Source organism: Paenibacillus psychroresistens (assembly GCF_009728935.1).
In the GTDB taxonomy this organism is placed as follows: domain Bacteria; phylum Bacillota; class Bacilli; order Paenibacillales; family NBRC-103111; genus Paenibacillus_AC; species Paenibacillus_AC psychroresistens.
Map to the genome: position 1 here is coordinate 5,974,312 of NZ_CP034235.1, position 20,236 is coordinate 5,994,547.

Consider the following 20,236-nt stretch of genomic DNA (forward strand, 5'->3'; position numbering starts at 1 on the left):
GAGGAATCTCTTTCATATAGATATAATTTAGGCTTTAAAATAATAGGCTCCAGACTGCACATGGACGATCCAGAATCCAGCAATTTCACCCAAGAAGCTAACCCCATCTGCATGCTCAATCGAGTTGCCGCTTTCTTCCAAAGCTCGACTACCTAGCTTCGGCACATATACAGTTGCTGTTGTATTAACGGGAACAGTTATCTCCAAGCGTATAACGTTCTCTTCTCTTTCCCACTTAGATTCAATCCATCCCCTAACCGTATTAATTCTTCCCTCCGCATAGATGAGGTCTCCAAGCACATAGGGCTTGATTATACTTGTTTTGAAGCCTGCAGATTCTGGCTGAATACCTGCCAAATGCTTATAAAACCAATCATCTAGCGTGCCTAAGAAGAAATGATCGTATGACCTCACTTCCAATTCCCAGCCTTCCCAACAGGTCGTTGCACCATTGGCTAGCCAATACCCCCAGCTCGGATAAGTTTCTTTTATCGCTAATGTAAAAGCTACGTCCCCCCTGCCGCCCTCGGTTAATACAGGTGCCAGATATTTGGTCCCAAAGCAGCCGGTATTCAAATGACCCTTATTTCGCAGGAGAATATCATCAGCTAGATTATCAATTACTCTCATCTTGCTCATCTCTGGAACTATACCAAAAGCATAAGGCAGCACATTGGATGCCTGACGATAACCGACTTCGATATCGGTGTGATATATCTGCTTCTCATTATCAAAGAACTTATTATTCATTGTATTCGCGAGCTTAGCTGCTTCATCCGAATAATAGGAGCTATCCACTTCAACTCCAACTATACCTGCAATTCGTGACATAAGTACACAGGAATGATACACATATAAGGTAGATAACAATGCAGCACCTTCAATCCCTTTACCACCCGGAGCACACCAATCGGCGTAATGCATATCTGAGCTGACACCATCCACTAAACGATCAAGCTCATACTGGAGATATTTTTTCATGCCGATATAATGCTTGCTTAGAGTTTCACTGTCGCCATAATATTCATATAAAGTCCAAGGAACAATGATATAAGCGGACATCCATGCAGGTGTTGGCGGATAATCGAGTGGGCCTGGGCAAGTATGAGAGATCTCACCCAGCTCACTTTGAGTATCCTCCATATCCTGCACCCACTTAGGGAAGAATGTGGATAAATCAAAGTTCATGACCGCACATTCTGCAATTACCTGACCATCTGCAGTCCAGCCTCGCTTTTCATGAGCAGGCGTATCTGTAGGGACACTATGAAAATTATTCAGCATCGTATCGACCATAATTTGATGAGTTCGGTTAAATAAGGAATTGGAGCAGTAAAAGCTGCCGATTGTCTCAACATCATTATGGAAAATTAACGCTTCCAGCTGACAAGGTTTACTCAAACCTTCGACTTGTACATAACGAAAGCCCTTGTAGCTGAATTTAGACTCCCAATCTTCTGTTCCACTACCTTTACATATATAACTATCTACCTGCGCTGTCTCCCAGAATTGAAAATTGTTGCCATCCTTCCAGATATCAAGCGTCCCATCCGTGCGCAGTCTTTCCCCATAGGTCAGTTTAACCCGCGTACCTCGGACAGCTTCTACGATCAGACGCACCCAGCCAGCAGTCACTTTTCCTACATCATATATGTACACATTTGGCTTCGGTTCAGCGATATTCACACAGCTGCTTGTTTCTAGAATGCGGATAGGAGGAACTCGAGTAGCTTGTTTAAGCCCGGCAATTCCACTTCGCTCAGCAACCTCTACCCAGCCCTTTTCCTGAAAACCGAATTGGTTCCAGCCACTTTGCTCCAATCTCGCATCATACTTGTCTCCATACCAAATATTATCATCTCGAGTTGGCCCATCTATTGTTGCCCATGAACTATCGCTGGCAATAGTGGAGATCGTTCCATCTGAATATTCTGTTATAAGTTGAAGTAGGAACTGCGGTTCAGTTAAGGCATCATTAGGATTAGAGAAATTTGGATTAGGACCTACCCAATCCTTGCCATATGCATAATAACCTCTGCCTAGCTCAACACCTAGACAGTTGCCACCTTGGGCTAACAGCTCAGTTATATCAAAGGTAGAATAATGGACTCGTTTAATAAATTGCGTATAATCTTGCTGCAATATCGCGTCACCCACTCGCTGTCCATTTAAACTTAGCTCATAATAACCCAGACAACAAATATAAAGTCTAGATTGCTCCACAGCTTTGCCTGTTTGAAATTCTTTTCTAAGCAAGGGAGCTGGCCCTCGCCTTTTAATCGCCCCCCATGGTTGATCCCCGTATTCAGCAATCTGTTCAGCGACCGTCCAATTTGAAGCGTCCGCTGATGCATCCTCCGAGATCACCCAGGTGGAATCTGTGCTAATTATCTCGCAAGAGCCATCTGCAAATTCAATTACAAAGCTGCCGATAAATCCGTCAAATTCTGAGCCTTGATCCTCTGCTTCACAAGTAAGATAGTTTTCCCCTGACTTTAAGTGCTCTGTAAAATCAATATGATAAAAAGGCGATGACCAATCCTGTCTCCATGGTTGATTCATCTTAGCGACTGTGCTGCCATTGACAAAAACAGTAAAGGGATTGCCACAGGTTCCATAAAAAATCGCTTGTTGGATTTTTTTATCCTCAGGAACAAGTAATACCTTCCGAAAATAGAGCCTATGGCTAGCTGGGATAACCTTTTGATTCTGATGCCAAATCCAGTTACTCTTCGACAGCGGATTGTTGCTTGAATTCCCTCCAATCCAATCGCCTTTCCAATCCTCAGCTCTTAGTAAACCCATTTCAAACGATGCTTCAGTACTCCATTCCGAAGCGGCTAGATTTCCATCCCAAACCATGACCTGCCAATAACAACGTTGACCTGAGCTCAGCTTACTGCCTCGATATTTAATCTGCAGAGTTTCGTCTGAATGTACCATTCCGCTATCCCATATGTCACCTAAGCTCGAAGCAACTATTATGCGATAAGCTGATTGCTTCTGATCTCGCTTGGAAGCAGCAAGCTTCCAGCTAAACATCGGCTCCTTGTTATCGATACCTAAAGGGTTTATTCGACTATCTGTTTTCAAATCAAAGGGTTTAATTTCGCCAATTGTAATGTTGCTCATTACCGAGTCCTCCATTCTCAGGCTCTATTAGTGTTTAAATAAAAACTGCCCCCAGTAACTCGGGGCAGCTTCTATTATTAACAAATCCTTATTGCAAAGTATGATCCTTAACAAATTGTGCTGCTTGTAACTTCATTTCGTCCATTACTTTATCAGCGCCGGCTTTTTTCAATTTGTCGACTAGCTCAGCAACTGCTTTATCTACATCCTTAACAATTCCAAGCTCGATCGGTGCTGCATATTGCTTAATAACGTTATTGATGTTTGCTACTTCTGTTTTAAACTTATCTGTGTTGACATTAAATCCATCTAACAAATAGGATACTGCATGAGCTTGTAAATCCTTTTTCATATTGATGTAACCTTCGCTATAGTTTTCTAACGGCGGCCATTGATCTCTGTTATTGGACCACCAACCAGCTTGGTACATCGGATAAGGATTCTTGGAAGCATCAATTCCAGGAGCCAAAGCTAGCTTGCCTTCTGCATTCATTACATAGTTCTTGCCTTCAACACCAAAAGCTAGAAGCATATTGTAGGATTTATCTTGGTGAAGCAAGTCAATTGCCATTAAAGCTCTTTCATAGTTCTTCGATTTAGGTGAGAAAGCAAAGCCATTACCAGTGGCAGGACGTTGAGTTCCAGTACCGTTAGGTGTCAATGCAGGAATTGCTCCTAGTGCCCAACCTTTTGCTTTCATTTCTGCTTCATAATTCACATAGTTCTCAAATGCATTTCCCCAATAAGCTGTTTTCCCCACTCTTGATAGCTCATATGCAGATGTTTTCTGTGCAAAAGCGTTTTTAGGAAGCAACCCTTTATCCACCCAGCTCTTCATTGTTTTAGCTGCTGCAGTATAGATAGGCACGAAATCTGGATCCATTAAACCAGAAACCTTGAATTCTTTATTATCTGGATTGAAGTTAAATACTTGTGGCAATTCTCTTTTAGTTAACCAACCATCCACCATCATTGCGAACAACCCTCTAATATCATCAGCCGTTCCGTCGAAAGGTGCGATTCCTTTTTCATTGTCTTTAACAGCTTGGAAAAGCGCTTCCAAATCTTGAGCTTTCTTAATTTCCGGAACATTGTATTTCACTCTAAGATCTTCTCTATAAAATCCAGAGCCAACTCCTAATTCTACGAAGCTTTGTGGAATCATGTAGATTTTACCGCCAACCAAAGTATCTCCCCACTGAGCAGCTGTTGTTGCTTTATCTGTAAGCGGCATTAATTTTTTAACATCATCCATTAGAATTTCACGATATCCACCTTTGGATGCGTTTTCACCATAATGGATATTTCCATAGATTACATCCCAATCCTGTTGAGAAGCAAGCACCAATGGATATTTGGTTTCTATATCTCCAAAAGGAATGAATTTTGTTTCGATTGTAGCATTAATGTCTTGCTCAAGCTTCTTGTTAACCTCAGCCATAACTGCATTATAGTCTACTGGAGCTTCGCCTAGCAGCACGAAGTTAAGTACAACCTTCTCAAGCGGAGCAGCAGTTGCCACTGGTTCCGGAGTTGCTTCTACTACTGGGGCTTCAGTTGCGACAGCCGCTGATTCAGCTGGTGCAGCACTTGGAGCAGCACTTGGCGTCGCCGCTTCCTTTTTCGAGCAAGCCGATAATACTAACATTACGCATAACATGATTACAATTGTTAAGCTCATTCCCTTTTTAATTCTCATTGTTAGAACCTCCTGTTTTATTATATGTTAAACCGCTTGATCGCGGGGTTAACCAGTTTTACCCTTTTACGGATCCAATCGTCAAGCCAGCAACAAAATACCTTTGAATGAATGGATATAACAAGACGATCGGTCCAGTCGCTACGACTGTCAATGCCAGCTTGATGGTCTCTTGCGGTAATGCAGTAAGCGCAACCCCACCGCTTTGGGACAACAGCTTCTGTGCGAATGTAGAATTTCGCAGGATACTTAACAGCATGTACTGGAGTGGATGCAAATTCTCCTTAGAAATAAACAAGGAAGCGGAATACCAATCATTCCAATAGTTTAAAGCTTGGAATAACCCGATAGCTGCTAAGGCAGGTTTCATCAGTGGAAGAATGATTTTAAGATAGATAAAGAAATCATTAGCTCCATCAATCTTGGCTGATTCAGAAACAGCATCTGGAATGCTATTAGCTATATAGGAACGGATAATTAGCAGATAAACAATGTTAAACATGTTGGATAATAATAGGATTAGCAGCGTATCATTGATATGCATATAATTAGTGACCAATAAGTAATAGGGGACCAATCCTGCGCTGAACAATGTTGTGAAAAAAAGATAAAAGGCCATTGGATTGCGGTATTTAACATCTTTCCTCGATAATACATAAGCCGTCATGGACGAGAAGAATAAAGCAATAACCGTTCCCACCACTGTTACGAATATGGATACCATGTAAGCGTGAAGGACCTTTTCTGGCCTTTCAAAAATGAATTTATAAGCGGAAAGATTGAACTCGGTTGGTAATATAGAGTAACCAAATTGCATGACGCTATCTTCGGATTGCAAGGAGTTGACTACAAGTAAGTAAAATGGAATCACAGCCGCTGCCGCTAATAAACCAACAAATAGATAAGCAAAGATATTAAATAACTGCATGTCTTTACTATGTTTCATAGGTGAAGCCACCTTTCCCTAATGGATTAATAAGTTTAGAACAATGCATAATCACTATTGAATCTCTTGACTAAATAATTGACACCGAATATAGCTACAAAACTTAAGATCGATTGATAAAATCCAGCAGCAGATGCCATTCCAAAGTCATTTAATGAAACTAAGGATCTAAAAACCAATGTATCGATAATGTCTGTTTTATCAAGCAGCAGGCCATTCTCCCCAACTAGCTGATAGAACATATCAAATTCTCCACGCATAATTCTTGAGATACCTAATAATATTAAGGTGATAATAGTTGGAGTAAGTGCCGGTAAAGTGATATGCCTAATCCGTTGAAAGATATTGGCACCGTCTATCTTGGCTGATTCATAGCTCTCTGAGTCAATACCCATAATTGCCGCAAGGTATAGAACACTAGTAAAACCGATAGTCTTCCAAATATAGAAGAAAGGCAATAGAAACATCCAAATCGTTGGGTTCGAATAAATGTCCACAGGTGTCATGCTAAGCTTGCGAAGCAAGGTGTTCAATACTCCAAAATCAAAATTGAAAATATTGTAGAAAAAAGCAGCAACCGTAACCCATGAAATAAAGTAAGGAAGAAACATAAAGCTTTGCGCAACTTTCTTGAAATATTTACCTGTCATTTCGGCAATGAATATACCCGACATAATGGCAATAACTGTGCTTGATCCGAGAAAGACCATGTTATAAATAGCGGTATTAACCGTAACCTGCAGCAGCTTGCCTGATTCAAAGAAATACCTGAAATTCTCTAATCCATTCCATTCACTGCCAAAAATCAAACCAGAATAAGAGAAGTTCTTAAACGCTATTATTATTCCTGGCATGGGTAGATAAGCAAATATTAAAAAGTAAAATGCCACTGGCAGGAACATTAAATAAAGAATTTTATTTTTAGCAATTTCGTATAAGAAGCCCTTTTTTCTTCTGACTGTATTCATTCAAGCACCTCTTAACTTTTGTTTTTTTATTGGGTACGCTTTCATAATAAAGCGTTTACAATAAGATTACCACATGATAAAGTTACGATATCTTTGTTATTCTATTATGTACAGATGAGGTGTTAATAAATGATTAACTTAATGATAGTAGATGACGAAGAGACCACAAGAAGCAGTCTAGAAGAGCTAGTACCTTGGTCAGAATGGGGTATTGATAATGTAAGATCAGCTGAAAATGGCTTAGCTGCACTTAAGCTTGCAGAGCATTACAGCCCTTCCATTCTCCTCACCGACATCCGCATGCCTAAGATGAATGGCATTGAGCTATCCAAAAAAATTCGCGAGCTATTTCCCGATTGCATGATCATTTTCCTTAGTGGTTTTTCGGATAAAGACTACCTTAAATCAGCCATACAATTAAGCGCTGTAGATTACTTAGAGAAACCAATTGACCTCGAAGAATTGAAAGCTTTATTCCAAAAAATCGTTCCAAGATTATTGGAGGCAACGAATGAAAAAGCGAATCAGACACTTCTCCTGAATAGCTTTAATGAGAATATTCATCTGCTGCGCCAAGAAATAATATTGGAGTTAATTCTCAATAAAACGGAGCTTAGCGATTTAATTAATCAATATGGAACGGATGCTATTCCCCTCCATACTGAAGGGAATGTATTGGTAATCTGTACCGTTCTAAATTGGAAGGCTAGCATTACCAACGATGAAAAATCACTCATTAAACATACTATTTTGAAGACACTGAGCCATTGCAATCCATTCCTCAATTACAGGTTTATTGCCGGTTTCGTCAATGACAATTATCTTATTATTGCTGCAAACGATGAGAAGTCAGATCCACATAGTTTAAAAACCAAAGCCTTTGGCGACAGTCTTCTAGAGCTGCTTCGTCCGGCATCCAATTTATATAGCAGTTCAATCGGTTACAGCATTAGCTCCAATCAGAGCATTGATTTTCCTGATTTATATAAATCATCACTTGAAACCGTAAAGCAGCAATTTTATTATGGAGTCAACCAAATTTTCCATCCGAATACCTTCCCTGTTCTAAGCTTTGAAATTGATAAAACCTTATATTCGCAATTCAGAAAGCTATTGAGAAATTCATCCGCCGATGAACTAATTATTCTTGTTAAGCATTTAACCACAGATATTGCTAAAGCCTATGACCCTGATACTAATAAAATAAGAAATATATATTTTAAATTCCTGCGGATTTTATTTGAGGTCACCATGCAGTGGAGTATTGTAGATTCAGGCGATATCAATGAGAATATTCCCGTATGGCAGGAATCCGAAGCAAGAACGACATTACAAGAATTATCCGACTTCTTAATAACGAATATTGAAATTATCTTGCTTAAACCAGATAGTAAAGAGAATACAATCGCTAAAATCGGTGAAATTAAAAAATTCATATTGAGCCACTGCACTAGTAATCAGCTTTCGATCCAATCCATTGCAGAACACACTCATTTAAGCCAAACCTATCTTTGTGCTTATTTCAAGAAATCCACAGGTCGGACTATTAACGAACACATCACGGAGCTGCGGATTGAGAAAGCTAAAGAATATCTCAAGGATAGGAATATGAAGCTATACGATATAACAACCAGCATTGGTTTAACCGATACGAATTATTTCTCCACTTTATTCAAGAAATATACGGGTTCCACTCCTTCGGAATTTAGGGAGAAGCATTTATATGATAAAAAAACTCTTTAGCTTCTATAGTGATCTGAATTTACGATATAAACTTTTTATCCAATATCTCCTGCTGATCTCGGTGCCTTTTATCATCTTCATCCTGGTCAATAATTATATTGCTTCCAAGGATTTAGAGAAGCAAGCGCAGTATTCCTCCCAACAAACCTTCGAGCAGAATCGGACACTTTTGGAGAACAAAATTGATATTATTAAAACCTATTTAACTGTGGTTTCTACGAACGATACGGTCCTAAAAATCTTGAAAACTAAATCTGAGTATTATGTGAATCGCATGGGATTCTGGGGCTTTGATTTATCAGAGATCCGCAAACAATTCTATAACGCGAAACCAAGCATTGAGATTGCCCAGACAACGATATATACCCAAGAAGCCATAACTACTTTTAACGAGAGCTATGATTTTTTGAACACTTCAAGAATCTTCAATACGGTTTGGTATTCCAAACTAAGCTCGAAAACTAGCATATTTGAATGGTTTCAAGATACCTCTACACCCTCAGATACTTACGAATCAACAACCAAATATATTTCAGTAGCAAGAGGAATAGCTAAATTAGAAAATCTCGACGATTTTCTCGGATTTATTAGGCTGGATGTACCCGAAACTCTCATCACCAACATACTTGATAATGTTGCTTTCTTTAAAAACTCTTCTGTTTATTTATTGAATAACAAAGATGAAATTTTAAGCAAGTCATCTTCAACCGATTCTAATAATATCCATTTATTATCTAATCTGCCCAGCCAAGATTTGATTAGCAATTTAAATACAGGCATTTGGAAAAAACATACTATTGATGGAAAAGATTACTTAGTCGGTTTGCAAAGGGTTTTTGGTGTTGATTGGCATTTAGTAATCTTTATCCCTTATGCAGAAATCCTTGCCTCACAAGGCAAAGCAATTAAACAAATGTTATGGATTACGTTATTTATCATCCCCTTCACGCTGCCACTTGCCTTCTTCGCAGCAGCATCGGGAACAAGAAGAATACGCAGTCTAATTTCCCAAATGAAAAGTGTAAAACAAGGTGATTTCAATGTGCGGATCAAGCACGAAAGCAAGGATGAAATCGGTGAGCTATCACGTAATTTCAACTCGATGATCACTAAAGTAACACAACTATTGGAAGAGAAATACGCATTAGGCCAGGATGTTAAATCCATGGAATTAAAAGCGCTTCAAGCACAAATAAACCCCCATTTTCTCTACAATACATTAGACCTTATTTATTGGAAGGCCTTGAGAATAAAGGAAGAAAGTATTTATGAGGTTGTCCAAGCTTTATCTAAATTCTATAAGCTAAGCTTAAGCAAAGGGGAAGACATTGTTACAATCAGAAATGAACTTGAACATATTCAAGCCTACGTTGATATTCAAAATGCGAGGTTTAAGAATGGGATTAACCTAATTATTGATGTTCCTGATGAGTTTTATGCATACAAGCTCCCAAAGATTACCTTGCAGCCTCTGATCGAGAACTCCATTATTCATGGAATTCTCGAAACAGAGGAAGAGCGAGGCACGATTACGATAAGTGGATATATGGATGAGCACAAATTTATTCTCGAACTAAAAGATGATGGAGTGGGAATCTCGGAGGAAAAGATTAATACTATCTTCAAGATGAATACGGTAGACGCCTTCCATGGCTATGGTGTCAATAATATTAATAAGCGAATCAAGTTGCTTTATGGGGAAGAATATGGGATTTCTTATGGATATAATAAAAAAACCGGGACGACAGTCCTCATCACTTTACCCATCCAAACCAATGTCACTCAATCCAGCATATAGATCTTCCACTTATCACTTTTAGGTTGTTGACGCAGACAGACTGACATTCTCCCAACCTCATTTTCTGTCTGCCCATCATTCTGATAATAAAGATTCATACAAAACTCGGCAGGAGTCGGATCATTTGGCTGTAAGAATGAATAAGCACTATAGAAAGTATTCTTATGCTTTTTCAGCTGTGAGGTGTATTCGGAGACGTATTCAGCTGATCTTATCTCGAATAATGAGCTTACTTTCTTCTCATTCTGGCCTTGCCATGCTACTGCAAATTGCCTGACTACCTCAAGTGCTGCCTTATCACCATTTAATTTCAGAATAGAGTTAAACGTGAAAAGCTGCCAAGTGCTGCCATTATCAGTCGATTCGTAATAAACGGTTTTTTTGCCAGCATCGCTTATATATTCAACCTTCACTGTAGCATGCCCCACTGAGTCAAAATATGGGATACTTACATTTGCATAACGAAAACCCTTTTCCTGCGGAAGAGCTTCAAGACTCCATGTTACTCCACCATCAACAGTATGATACAACGGAATAATGTCCGTTCCTCGATAATTGGTTGTAACCCAGCCCTCTTTGTCATTAATGAATAAAATCTCTTTAAGCTCACCCTCAATTACACTAGTAAAGTCACCTAATAAAGCCCACGATCTTCCCTTATCATCTGAACGGTATAGTGTTTTATTGTACACTCCATCCACAGATTCAAAAGGTAAGGCTAGCATAATCCAGCTTGGGCCAGTTGCGTTTAACGAAGCAAATAAATGCTTCTGATCGACTTCTTTTTCCCATGGCTGTTTTGTAGGTAGAATTGTTGTAAACCAATCCACTCCCTTATTTTCTGTATAAGAAATCTGCAGACCCTGATCTCGATTATCTCGTGTAATAGCCCAACCCGTTATATCGCTTTCTTCGTGGTTAAATGCTAGGCGTTCACCTGGGAAAGGAAACAGAAATCTCTCTAATTCAGGTATAGCTGTAGGTTCAGGAGTTATAATTGGTGTCATTGTTGGTAAGTTGGTTGGTGTCGATGTCATTACGGTTGCTGTTGGAGCCATAGTTGCTGAAATCTCTGACTTACAGCCAGCTAGCAATAGGATGATTGTGAGCATAACAATAGATTTTTTCATAATCCTCCATATATCAAATAATTTAAGTTATGGTAAGCTCAGTCCCTTTCGGAACCACTTGAATCCATGTTTTACCTGGCAGCAATCCAAGCTCACCCGTTGTGTCGCTTACGCGAATGAAACCATCTTTCTCTTTCCACGTGACTTCTTTAATAATTCCTTCTTGCAGTAAGTAGCCTTTCCCTGGCCCATGGATATTGACCGCACGCCGTCCCTCTTTATCCAAAATCTGATGAGAAGCCTCGCATATAATTATATTCTTCGCTTCGATTATCTGACCACTTACTTTATCTTTATGTGGTTCACCCAGCATTGACCGTTGGAACAATCCGCTTACCTTGTCATAGGTGTAACCAACTTTATATCCTGCAATGTATGGAATAGTTATATTGTTTACTACTTGCCCTTCTAGCTTGGAATCTAACGGTGCAGTAAACTTCAGCAATGGATTCTTCCACTCCACATGAAACTTTTTATCAAGCGCCGCTTGTCTGATTTTCTCAACATTTGAATAGAGATTATGAGGTGCTTTCCGAGATTTATCGCGCCAATAATACCGATCATCCCCATAGACCTGATCCAGATGATCCACCTTCAGCCTGACAATCGCATTCATGCCATCTTGGCTCCAGCCTGCGTGTACCACAATTGCATCCAATCCTTTTCCAATCTCTACAAAATAAGGACGTATACTGCGAACGGGTCCAATGACAGCAGGGACTTTACTTTGATAAACAGCAATGAATCGGGTAATCTCACCCTCGGCGAGAATTTCATAAACAACATCTGCATCCGTTAGCCCTGTTTGCGGACGGGCGCTAGGTGAATTCTCCACCATGTACATGATGGGTCTTGCTGTGATCGGAGCCTCAATACCTAATCCTGTTAGTGGTGCCTTATAAGGATCTGGCGTTGGTATTGGCGATGGTGATGGAGTGACTACCTCTGTTGGAGACGGTAAAGGCATTGTCGTTTCTTGAAGAATAGAGATCTGTGGAGTAACAGTAGATTCTCCACTATCACAGGAGGTTAATACAATTGCAGCAGTTAGTAACAATAAGGTATTTCGAAATATATGCCGCCTAGTCCGTGCAATTAATGTGGAATCCTGCGTGATTTTCAAATCATATCCCCCCATCATTCTTATTCTTATTTAAACAGAATTTAGCATAAATTGGAATACGCAAACAGGACTTGAAGATTAATCTTCAAATCCTGCTATTTTCTAAGTAAGCACTCTCTATTTCGTCAGCTTTAGGTACAAGCTCTGATCCGCCTCTATTACTACATTTATTTGTTTATCCTTCATGGATAATGGCGTGATAATGGAGTCAAATGTTTCTCCCCAATAGGCTTGCGTACAATTTGAGTCTGCATTCACTTGAATTTGTATTGTTTTGTCGATGTTTTCTGGATTATAAACTATAAAAGTTAATTCAGCATCCGCAATCGCATCAAGCTCTGCAAACTTGTAGTTATTCAAATTCAACAGCAACACATCACGATCACTGCTTTTTGCAAAAGCTTCCCACATGAGATAGGCTTCAAACACTTGACCGGCACCGTAAATTTCTTGACCAATCCAGCCTGTCTTCTCATCCTCCAAGACGCCTAAATTCTCAAACGGAATGTACATAAGATCTGACATATGCCTATTCTCAGGCAAACATTCAGGAAACAGGTAAAAATTATTGATTCTAGCTTGATTAAAAACGCGGAGCAGTCCCTTGTGAACAGGATGTTTATCAAGTGTTGAAGCAATCCGCGCCAAGCATTCTACATTCTCGAAAAAAGCTGGATAGATGATCGGCGTACATGCTTGGAACATTCCAAAAATGTGGTAATCTCTATATTCTTCCTTGGTATTATCATTGTACCAATACATCATGCGTAGGTTCTGAGCAAGCAGATATTCATAAATATTCTGATAATCTGTTTCAGCGGTTTTCTCATATAATTCGGACGCGGCTTGGATTCCTAAGCCCAGCATGAATACCTCTTGCGCCAGCGAGTTAATCGGCAATTGATGCAGAATACGAACACCTTTTTTGGCTTCTTCTAAATAATGCTGCTTTTTAGTAACACTATGCAGCCTTAACATAAAATAAGCATATAAACCACTAATCGCATACGCATCCCCATTAGCATATTTACGCAAGGTTTTAAAATCAAAGGATAAAGGGAATAAATAATCAACGTTATGCGCAAGCGGAATTAAGATTGTTTCCACTTCTTGAATGACATAATTCAACATTTCTTGCTCTTGATTCAAATGGGCTACCTGCCAAATTTGCTCCAATATATAAACATATTGCCAAGTCCCACTCGTGCCGAGAGGCTCATGTCTTGTATAATTGTTGCGTACTTGCTGCCGCATGAACTTAAGAATCCGTTCCAGCAGCTGCTGATAATGGGGATTATCCTTAATTTGATTGACTATCGTTAAGGGAAAGCTAATAAACGCAGCAGAATCCATACAAGGAATGGCTTTAAAATCAATGGTCAGGCTCTTCGCTTCAAAGGCCTCCTGCCAAGCAGGCGAATACCCATTAACATAATTGAGGATAAAGTCCTCATAAACACTATTATTGTTCCAGCATTGCGGACTTAAGAGATTCTCCGCGCAGTGTTCTGTGAAATCCTGCCAATCAGTTGCTTTAGGCGGCCACTCCGCTTTTGCTGGCACAAGCTCCAAGCAATGGTTCAATAAATCCGTAAGCGCCAATTGCTCTGTCGTTGCTTTGACTCTTTTTCTTATTTTGAGATAATATTCAAAGACTTGCTTTCCTTTGGGGAACAGCTTCCCTGAAAAACCATCGGCAAATAAACCAAGCTCATATTGCGGAGTAGGCTTATAGCTTCTACGAAAGCCACAGCGATAATTAAGGAATCTAGCAATATTCTCCCGGGACATCCAGCTCATCGGAGTCATATTGAAGAACATCATTACTTCAAATTGATGATAGGAATCATAATAATAAAGCGCAGGCAGGTCGTTCCCGTATGCCTCGTCATTCCATTTGGTTGGATTATTGATATTGGTTTTGTACCAAACATGATCGCCTCTGTCATATGGCGGCAAACTACCCATATCGATCATAATTTCCGGTTCAAATCCATCCACCATTTGCAGAGTCAGATCCTCCTCGCTGTTGACTTCCACCTCAACTTTAAACCAATCTGTGGAAGGGAATATCGAAATCGTTCCGCTCCATGGATAATCGCATACTCCTTTGTGCGTCAGAACTCCGCCTTTAATGCCCGACACTTTGTATTCATCTGCATTTGTAGTACGAGAAATCGTTTGGGGATAAAGATCAAAGCTTTTTCCCCGTATCAAGGGATTGCGGCTGTTCGATATTGGCTTCCATTGATTATTGCCATCTATCACAAAAAGCGTATAGCCATAGCCTTGCAAATCTTCATGATAGTCAAAAACGATTTTCTGTTCATTGTTTTCTATTTCAATAGATGCTAGTTTTATGTTCATGTAAACTCAATCCCATCCTCGGTTAGTTAATAACGCTAAAATTTATGCTGGCATGCTTTTCACCCATAGGAGGCAAACAGATTGCAGTTCCCTTTATCACATTGTCTTGAAGCAAGGAAGCTGGCGGTGAGCTAAAAACCTCCAAGCCCACATTAAAATGCTTTCCATAGTAAGGAGCCGCCGTGCTTTCGCCATAATCCCGCCAGAACCACAGGTACGGCCAAACCCCTGCATCCCATTTAATTTCCGCGCCGATTCCCTGTGGGTTTATAAGCCGATAGCTGCCTATATCACAGGGAAAGACCTCAAAGCCGCCAGGTGATTTAGGCTCTGGAACTCTATAAGCATCCCTTGAATCTGGAAGCTCAATGCGTGTGCCCGGCTGCAAGAATGGACTGCCAAACGTGATATGGTGGCCCCAATCGAGCATAATTATGGCAGTTGAAGTGTTGTACAAGGTCTCTTGAATATCAAATCCTGCTTGATCATTCCGCATGCTAATGAGCTTTTCTATTCGCAGCGGCATACTCCTCAGGTTATTTTCAAATTTGACGGCAATTTCTTCTGGATCATCTTTTACAATAGAGTAGCTCCATTCCGATAAGCTAACTTCTCCATAGGCTTCCAGCTTAACACCATTATGCAAATGTTCGCCGGATAGATTAGGCAAGATCTCTTGCCAGCCGCCTTCATATTGCATTTGAAAGGAAGTAAAAGCTGCTTCTTTCTTGCGCAAGCCTAAATAAGTGAACCAATTAAAATCCGTATCCGTTTTTTTATGCAGCAGCTCAATAATATCTGTACCTTTTCCAGGTAAAATCGATAAACGAAAATGCTCATTCTCCAGAACTACCATGGAGTAGCCTTTATAAACAAGCTCCGTTTTGATTCTGCACCCATAATTGCGATCATTATGCAAATGACTCACCTTTCTCAATATGGAGTTCTCTGGGTTCATCTGGTGAGAATTAAAGCTCTACACCTACGGTTTTTAACCAAGCCTTAGCAATTAGCGCATGCCCAGCAGGTGAGGGATGTACGCCATCAGGAGCCCAATAGCTGCTTGCAGCCCGAGTGGAAGCCTGCGCAAAAATGCCGTCCAATGGCACAAGTAATGTATTAAACTCTCTTGCCAGCTCACGGACTACGTTTATCTTTGGATCCAGATCATCTCGCCATGCCTTCTGTCCATCTAACACTGGGAGCACGAATGGCTCCATTAAGATAATATTCGCACCTAGTTCGGCTTTTGTTCTGACCAGCAAGTCCCGATAACCTGCCTCATATTCTTCCGTTGAAGTTGGATTGTTGCTGTCATAACGTCTCCAGGTATTATTAATACCAATGAATATCGATACCCAGGTTGGCTTTAAATCCAGACAATCCTGCTGCCATCTTTCCTGCAGATCCGTGACCCGATTCCCGCTAATCCCTCTGTTCATAAAGGTTACTTGCTTCTCTGGATATTGAGCTGCATGCAACGCTGCAATCATCAGTACATAACCGAGCCCAAGCTCATGTGCATATTCGTTGCTGCGGCAAAGATCTGTAATACTATCTCCCTGAAACAAAACAAGATCCTGATTTTTTATTAAGCTGTTCATTCGGCTCACCTCATTAATAATGGAATAAAGTAAATCTTTAGGGGCAAAGCTTTGCCCCTAAAGTATTTAGACATAATGTTTATGAATGCAGTAATTTTACTTTTGAGTATCTAGGAAGGCTTGCAGCTGTTTAACAAATTCTTCTTTAATTTTCTGCAGATCTGCTTGTAAAGCCGTATTCTTTTCCCATTTAGCTTGTAGTTTGGCCATTTCGACCGCAGGATTAGGAATCATGCCTAATTTATAAAGCACACTATCCGAAACAACCTTTCCAAGATCGGGATTGGCTAGAGCATTCTTGACGATATCACCATTGAAAGCAAATCCAGCAGTAGCTGATTTCATATAGGATTTATCATCTGCCAGGTATCTGTAATATTTAATGTACTCATCTGGAATCGCATTAGGCAAACGAATGTAGGTCGGGTTCCAAGTCAATTCATAAGCCGGTATATTGTAGTTCTGTCCTTGATCTATGCCATCCGGATATTTGAACTTATCTTCACCAACCGCTTCCCAGTTTTTCCCTGGAATACCTAGTTCAAAGAAGTCATGGTTAGCTTGGCTCTGATTCAGCCAATCAATAAACAGCATGCTTCTTTCTAAATTTTTTGAGGATTTGGGGATCGTTAAGAAATTAAAAGCACGGAAATCTGTAACTGCATTAGGCTGCGTCATTTCCCGCTGTCCTTTTTGATAAACAAACATGCCCAGATCAGCGGTCGGAACGCCTGCTTTTAAATCTCCAAGGATCTTTGCATAGTTGGAAATGCCTTCGATCATGGAGGCTGCTTTCCCGGCAGCAAAAGTACCTGCGCCATCCTTCCTCGTAATCGGCTCTTTTTCCGTGTAGCCTTTATCATGCCATGCTCTTATGGCCACAAGCGGATCGTAATTCTGTTGATTGAAAGGAGCTGGGAAGCCCTGTAAATCTGCCGTTTTACCGCCTGTTATCGAAGCAGATAGCACCTTGTTGTCTTTAATAAGAGCCGTGGCAATAATACTAGGCGCTATTGGTACATCCCATAAATTAACATCGGCTTTAGCCAGCATGATCGAACTATCTCCTTGAATAACCGGATCCGAATTGTAATTCCCATCCGATCTTTCTACAAATGGAATCATGTTGGGCTCGTTTTTCAGCACTAGATCATAATAGGCTTCTACATCCTTTTCTGATTTAAAATCAGAGATTCCATATTTGTTTGCCAAATCCTTGCGGTAGTAAAGAATCCCTAAATCTCCGAGGTATTGACCTAATGGAACTCCAAAGGTGTGCAGCTTCTGGTCTATTCCCATCATTTTATTGTTATTGATGAATGAATCGGAGAATGCTTTTTTGAGTCCTGGATATTTATCATTAAAGAAATACTCGTCCAGATTATAATAATTATCCTGTTGAATAAATTGATTCATATTCATCCATGGAGCATCAAACGCAAGATCCACCTGCTCGCCAGCAGCCAGCTTTAATTTCAATTTATTTACATAATCCGCCATAGGTGTCCAAACCACATTAAGATGTGTGTTTAATGTATCCTTGGTTTGCTTTTCAAACTCAGCTACAACCTCGTCAAATTGCTTTGGCTTATCTCCCCAGAGCATGACATTCAAGGTAACCGGTTCCAGCTTTGAAGCAGCAGGACTTGCTGGTGCAGCAGACGTTGTGCTTCCTTCTGCTGAGGCTCCCGGTGTCGAAGTAACCACACTTTCATCCTTCGATTTGGTGCAGGCGATTAATAATGTGGACATGAAGCATGTAATGATTAGAACGGAAATCATCTTTTTTAATCCAATTCTCATTTGAAACCCTCCATGGATAATTTTTTATATGCTAATCAGCTTGCGCTGAGGCTAGCCTTTAATGGCGCCAACTTTAAGTCCACCTACAAAATAACGCTGTAAAAACGGGTATAAGAAAATGATCGGTCCAACCGTTACCATCGCTGTTGCCAAGCGGACTGTATAAGCAGGTGCAACGGCAGTGCTAGACTGTGCCGCTCCTTGAATCGCAATGGTTTGAGCAATATTAATGTTTCTAATAATCTGCATAATAATATACTGCAGTGTATATAAATCCGGATTTTCCACATATAACAATGCAGGGGTCCACATCGACCAATAGCCCAAAGCATAGAATAAACCAATCGTAGCAAGTGCAGGAAGCGATAGCGGCAGGGCAATGCGGAATAATAATCGCAATTCTCCTGCTCCCTCCAATTTAGCTGACTCGAATAATTCATTTGGAATATCATTGAAGAAGTTGCGCATCAGAAACATGTTCCATGGACCAAAAAGCGCTGGTATGATATAAACCCATATCGAATTCTGCAAATGAAGATATTTGGTAATTAGGATATATTGTGAAACCAGCCCTCCACTGAACATCATCGTGAAGTAAAAGAAGAAAGCTAGTGAACCCGCATAATACAAACGTTTCCCCGAAAGTGCATATGCGACCGTGCTTGTTATCAGCAAGCTTAATGTTGTTCCTACTACAGTAACGAACAGCGTTACGAGATAAGCTCTTGGTATTGTACTGGTGCTAAAAATCGCTTTGTAAGCAGAGATCGAAAACTTATGTGGAAACAGCGAATACCCGAATCTTTGGAGGCTGGTTTCTTCCGTAAGTGAACTAAGCAGCACTAGAGCAAATGGATATAGACATATCAGAGCAAAGCAGATGGCAAAAGCATAAAAAGCAAACACCATCCAACGTTCCGATTTTGATTTCTTCAATTTCAAAACTCCTTTCCTCTTAGAAGATCGCGGAATCCTTGTCCAGCTTTTTCGTCAATGTGTTGGAGCATACAACGAGTAGGAAGCCAACAATCGATTGGTAGAGCGCAATAGCTTGAGACATACCTAGTGATCCAGAATTTCGCAAGCCGCGGAATACATAAATATCAATGGTATCCGTTGTTCTAAACAAAAGTGGATTGTCTCCAATAAAAGAATAAATCAGCTCCATGTTTCCAACAAAGATACTTCCCAAGCTGAGCAAGAACAGCATAATAATCGTGCTTTTCAGCATCGGCAGGGTAATGCGAAAGATGCACTGCATGCGGGTAGCTCCATCCATTCTCGCTGCCTCGTATAGTTCCTTATCGATCCCGATAATCGCTGCCATATAGATAATGGCGCTGAATCCTGCTCCTTTCCAAAGATTGGCTAATACAAAGATAAAGGGCCAAACATATGGAGTTGAATAGAATTCTACGGGTTGTAGAGATAATGCTTTGAGCAGCTGATTGACCGTCCCTGTATCTGCGGTGAAGAAAGCGACAGAGAACAATCCAACAATCGGCCAAGAAATGAAATAAGGTAAGATCATCACGGATTGCATGGAGCGTATAAAGTAATTTTTGCCCAATTCTGTCAAAATAATAGCCAATGCCAGAGCAACTACAGTACCTGTAATGATGAATAAAAAATTGAAATAAACGGTATTCAAGGTAATAATCAGCCAATCCTCGCCACGAAAGAAAAATTTGAAGTTGTCCAGCCCAACGAATTTGCTGTGAAATAAACCTCGCATGGGATTGAAATCTTCAAAAGCAATCATAATGCCTATTAATGGCGTGTAGCTGAACAACAGGCTGAATAGTATGGCTGGCAAAGCCAATAGATAAAGATAACGATTTACCACAAGATCTCTTATGCCTCTGTGCTTCATCATTCCTTTTCTTTGCATTTTCGTTCACTCCAAGGCTGCTTATTTATGTT

The 20,236-nt window shown here is 40.3% G+C and carries 14 protein-coding genes; 2 read left to right on the forward strand and 12 right to left on the reverse strand.

What is annotated here, in order from left to right:
- Nucleotides 1–27 precede the first annotated feature (27 nt).
- The 4 genes from EHS13_RS27245 to EHS13_RS27260 all read right to left on the reverse strand — a co-directional run bounded on the left by EHS13_RS27245 (nt 28) and on the right by EHS13_RS27260 (nt 6,745).
- Nucleotides 28–3,132, reverse strand: coding sequence for an alpha-L-rhamnosidase (locus tag EHS13_RS27245; RefSeq protein ID WP_162463272.1), 3,105 nt, complete (start codon nt 3,130–3,132; stop codon nt 28–30).
- Between the two features lie 88 nt (nt 3,133–3,220).
- Nucleotides 3,221–4,831 (reverse strand): ABC transporter substrate-binding protein, encoded by a 1,611-nt coding sequence (locus tag EHS13_RS27250; protein WP_155703404.1) that lies wholly within the window; start codon nt 4,829–4,831, stop codon nt 3,221–3,223.
- Between the two features lie 58 nt (nt 4,832–4,889).
- Nucleotides 4,890–5,777, reverse strand: coding sequence for a carbohydrate ABC transporter permease (locus EHS13_RS27255; RefSeq protein ID WP_155703405.1), 888 nt, complete (start codon nt 5,775–5,777; stop codon nt 4,890–4,892).
- A gap of 35 nt (nt 5,778–5,812) precedes the next feature.
- Entirely contained in the window at nt 5,813–6,745 is a 933-nt protein-coding gene (locus EHS13_RS27260) for an ABC transporter permease (RefSeq protein ID WP_155703406.1), read from the reverse strand.
- A gap of 129 nt (nt 6,746–6,874) precedes the next feature.
- On the opposite strand from EHS13_RS27260, the gene EHS13_RS27265 reads away from it, so the two are divergent.
- Complete coding sequence (locus EHS13_RS27265; protein WP_155703407.1) at nt 6,875–8,488, forward strand: response regulator transcription factor; 1,614 nt, start codon at nt 6,875–6,877, stop codon at nt 8,486–8,488.
- Nucleotides 8,469–10,286 carry a cache domain-containing sensor histidine kinase gene (locus EHS13_RS27270; protein ID WP_155703408.1) on the forward strand — a complete coding sequence of 606 codons (1,818 nt, stop codon included), beginning with the start codon at nt 8,469–8,471 and terminating at the stop codon, nt 10,284–10,286. Before EHS13_RS27265 ends, EHS13_RS27270 begins: the two co-directional genes overlap by 20 nt.
- Here EHS13_RS27270 and EHS13_RS27275 read toward each other — a convergent pair.
- The 8 genes from EHS13_RS27275 to EHS13_RS27310 form a co-directional block, all read right to left on the reverse strand.
- The gene (locus EHS13_RS27275; protein WP_155703409.1) at nt 10,271–11,416 is read right to left on the reverse strand and encodes a WD40/YVTN/BNR-like repeat-containing protein; all 1,146 of its coding nucleotides are present in this window, start codon (nt 11,414–11,416) and stop codon (nt 10,271–10,273) included. The two genes, EHS13_RS27270 and EHS13_RS27275, sit on opposite strands and share 16 nt — an antisense overlap.
- A gap of 22 nt (nt 11,417–11,438) precedes the next feature.
- Nucleotides 11,439–12,539 (reverse strand): DUF3048 domain-containing protein, encoded by a 1,101-nt coding sequence (locus EHS13_RS27280; RefSeq protein ID WP_162463273.1) that lies wholly within the window; start codon nt 12,537–12,539, stop codon nt 11,439–11,441.
- A gap of 117 nt (nt 12,540–12,656) precedes the next feature.
- Complete coding sequence (locus tag EHS13_RS27285; protein WP_155703411.1) at nt 12,657–14,906, reverse strand: hypothetical protein; 2,250 nt, start codon at nt 14,904–14,906, stop codon at nt 12,657–12,659.
- Nucleotides 14,907–14,928: 22 nt separating this feature from the next.
- On the reverse strand, nt 14,929–15,834 hold the full coding sequence (locus EHS13_RS27290) for an aldose 1-epimerase family protein (RefSeq protein WP_227013536.1): 906 nt from the start codon (nt 15,832–15,834) through the stop codon (nt 14,929–14,931).
- Nucleotides 15,835–15,874: 40 nt separating this feature from the next.
- Nucleotides 15,875–16,510: an SGNH/GDSL hydrolase family protein gene (locus EHS13_RS27295; protein ID WP_155703413.1), complete on the reverse strand. Its 636-nt coding sequence runs from the start codon at nt 16,508–16,510 to the stop codon at nt 15,875–15,877.
- A gap of 96 nt (nt 16,511–16,606) precedes the next feature.
- The gene (locus tag EHS13_RS27300; protein WP_155703414.1) at nt 16,607–18,313 is read right to left on the reverse strand and encodes an extracellular solute-binding protein; all 1,707 of its coding nucleotides are present in this window, start codon (nt 18,311–18,313) and stop codon (nt 16,607–16,609) included.
- A 51-nt stretch (nt 18,314–18,364) separates the two neighbouring features.
- Nucleotides 18,365–19,249, reverse strand: a complete 885-nt coding sequence (locus EHS13_RS27305) for a carbohydrate ABC transporter permease (protein ID WP_227013537.1) — start codon at nt 19,247–19,249, stop codon at nt 18,365–18,367.
- A 19-nt stretch (nt 19,250–19,268) separates the two neighbouring features.
- Nucleotides 19,269–20,204 (reverse strand): ABC transporter permease, encoded by a 936-nt coding sequence (locus EHS13_RS27310; RefSeq protein WP_227013538.1) that lies wholly within the window; start codon nt 20,202–20,204, stop codon nt 19,269–19,271.
- Between the last annotated feature and the right edge of the window lie 32 nt (nt 20,205–20,236).

Excerpts from the sequence above, each read along its gene's own strand:
- EHS13_RS27270 (WP_155703408.1), top strand. The coding sequence starts at position 8,469 with ATGATAAAAAAACTCTTTAGCTTCTATAGTGATCTGAATTTACGATAT.
- EHS13_RS27260 (WP_155703406.1), bottom strand. The coding sequence starts at position 6,745 with ATGAATACAGTCAGAAGAAAAAAGGGCTTCTTATACGAAATTGCTAAA.
- EHS13_RS27285 (WP_155703411.1), bottom strand. The coding sequence starts at position 14,906 with ATGAACATAAAACTAGCATCTATTGAAATAGAAAACAATGAACAGAAA.
- EHS13_RS27295 (WP_155703413.1), bottom strand. The coding sequence starts at position 16,510 with ATGAACAGCTTAATAAAAAATCAGGATCTTGTTTTGTTTCAGGGAGAT.
- EHS13_RS27310 (WP_227013538.1), bottom strand. The coding sequence starts at position 20,204 with ATGCAAAGAAAAGGAATGATGAAGCACAGAGGCATAAGAGATCTTGTG.
- EHS13_RS27245 (WP_162463272.1), bottom strand. The coding sequence starts at position 3,132 with ATGAGCAACATTACAATTGGCGAAATTAAACCCTTTGATTTGAAAACA.
- EHS13_RS27300 (WP_155703414.1), bottom strand. The coding sequence starts at position 18,313 with ATGAGAATTGGATTAAAAAAGATGATTTCCGTTCTAATCATTACATGC.
- EHS13_RS27275 (WP_155703409.1), bottom strand. The coding sequence starts at position 11,416 with ATGAAAAAATCTATTGTTATGCTCACAATCATCCTATTGCTAGCTGGC.
- EHS13_RS27255 (WP_155703405.1), bottom strand. The coding sequence starts at position 5,777 with ATGAAACATAGTAAAGACATGCAGTTATTTAATATCTTTGCTTATCTA.
- EHS13_RS27250 (WP_155703404.1), bottom strand. The coding sequence starts at position 4,831 with ATGAGAATTAAAAAGGGAATGAGCTTAACAATTGTAATCATGTTATGC.
- EHS13_RS27265 (WP_155703407.1), top strand. The coding sequence starts at position 6,875 with ATGATTAACTTAATGATAGTAGATGACGAAGAGACCACAAGAAGCAGT.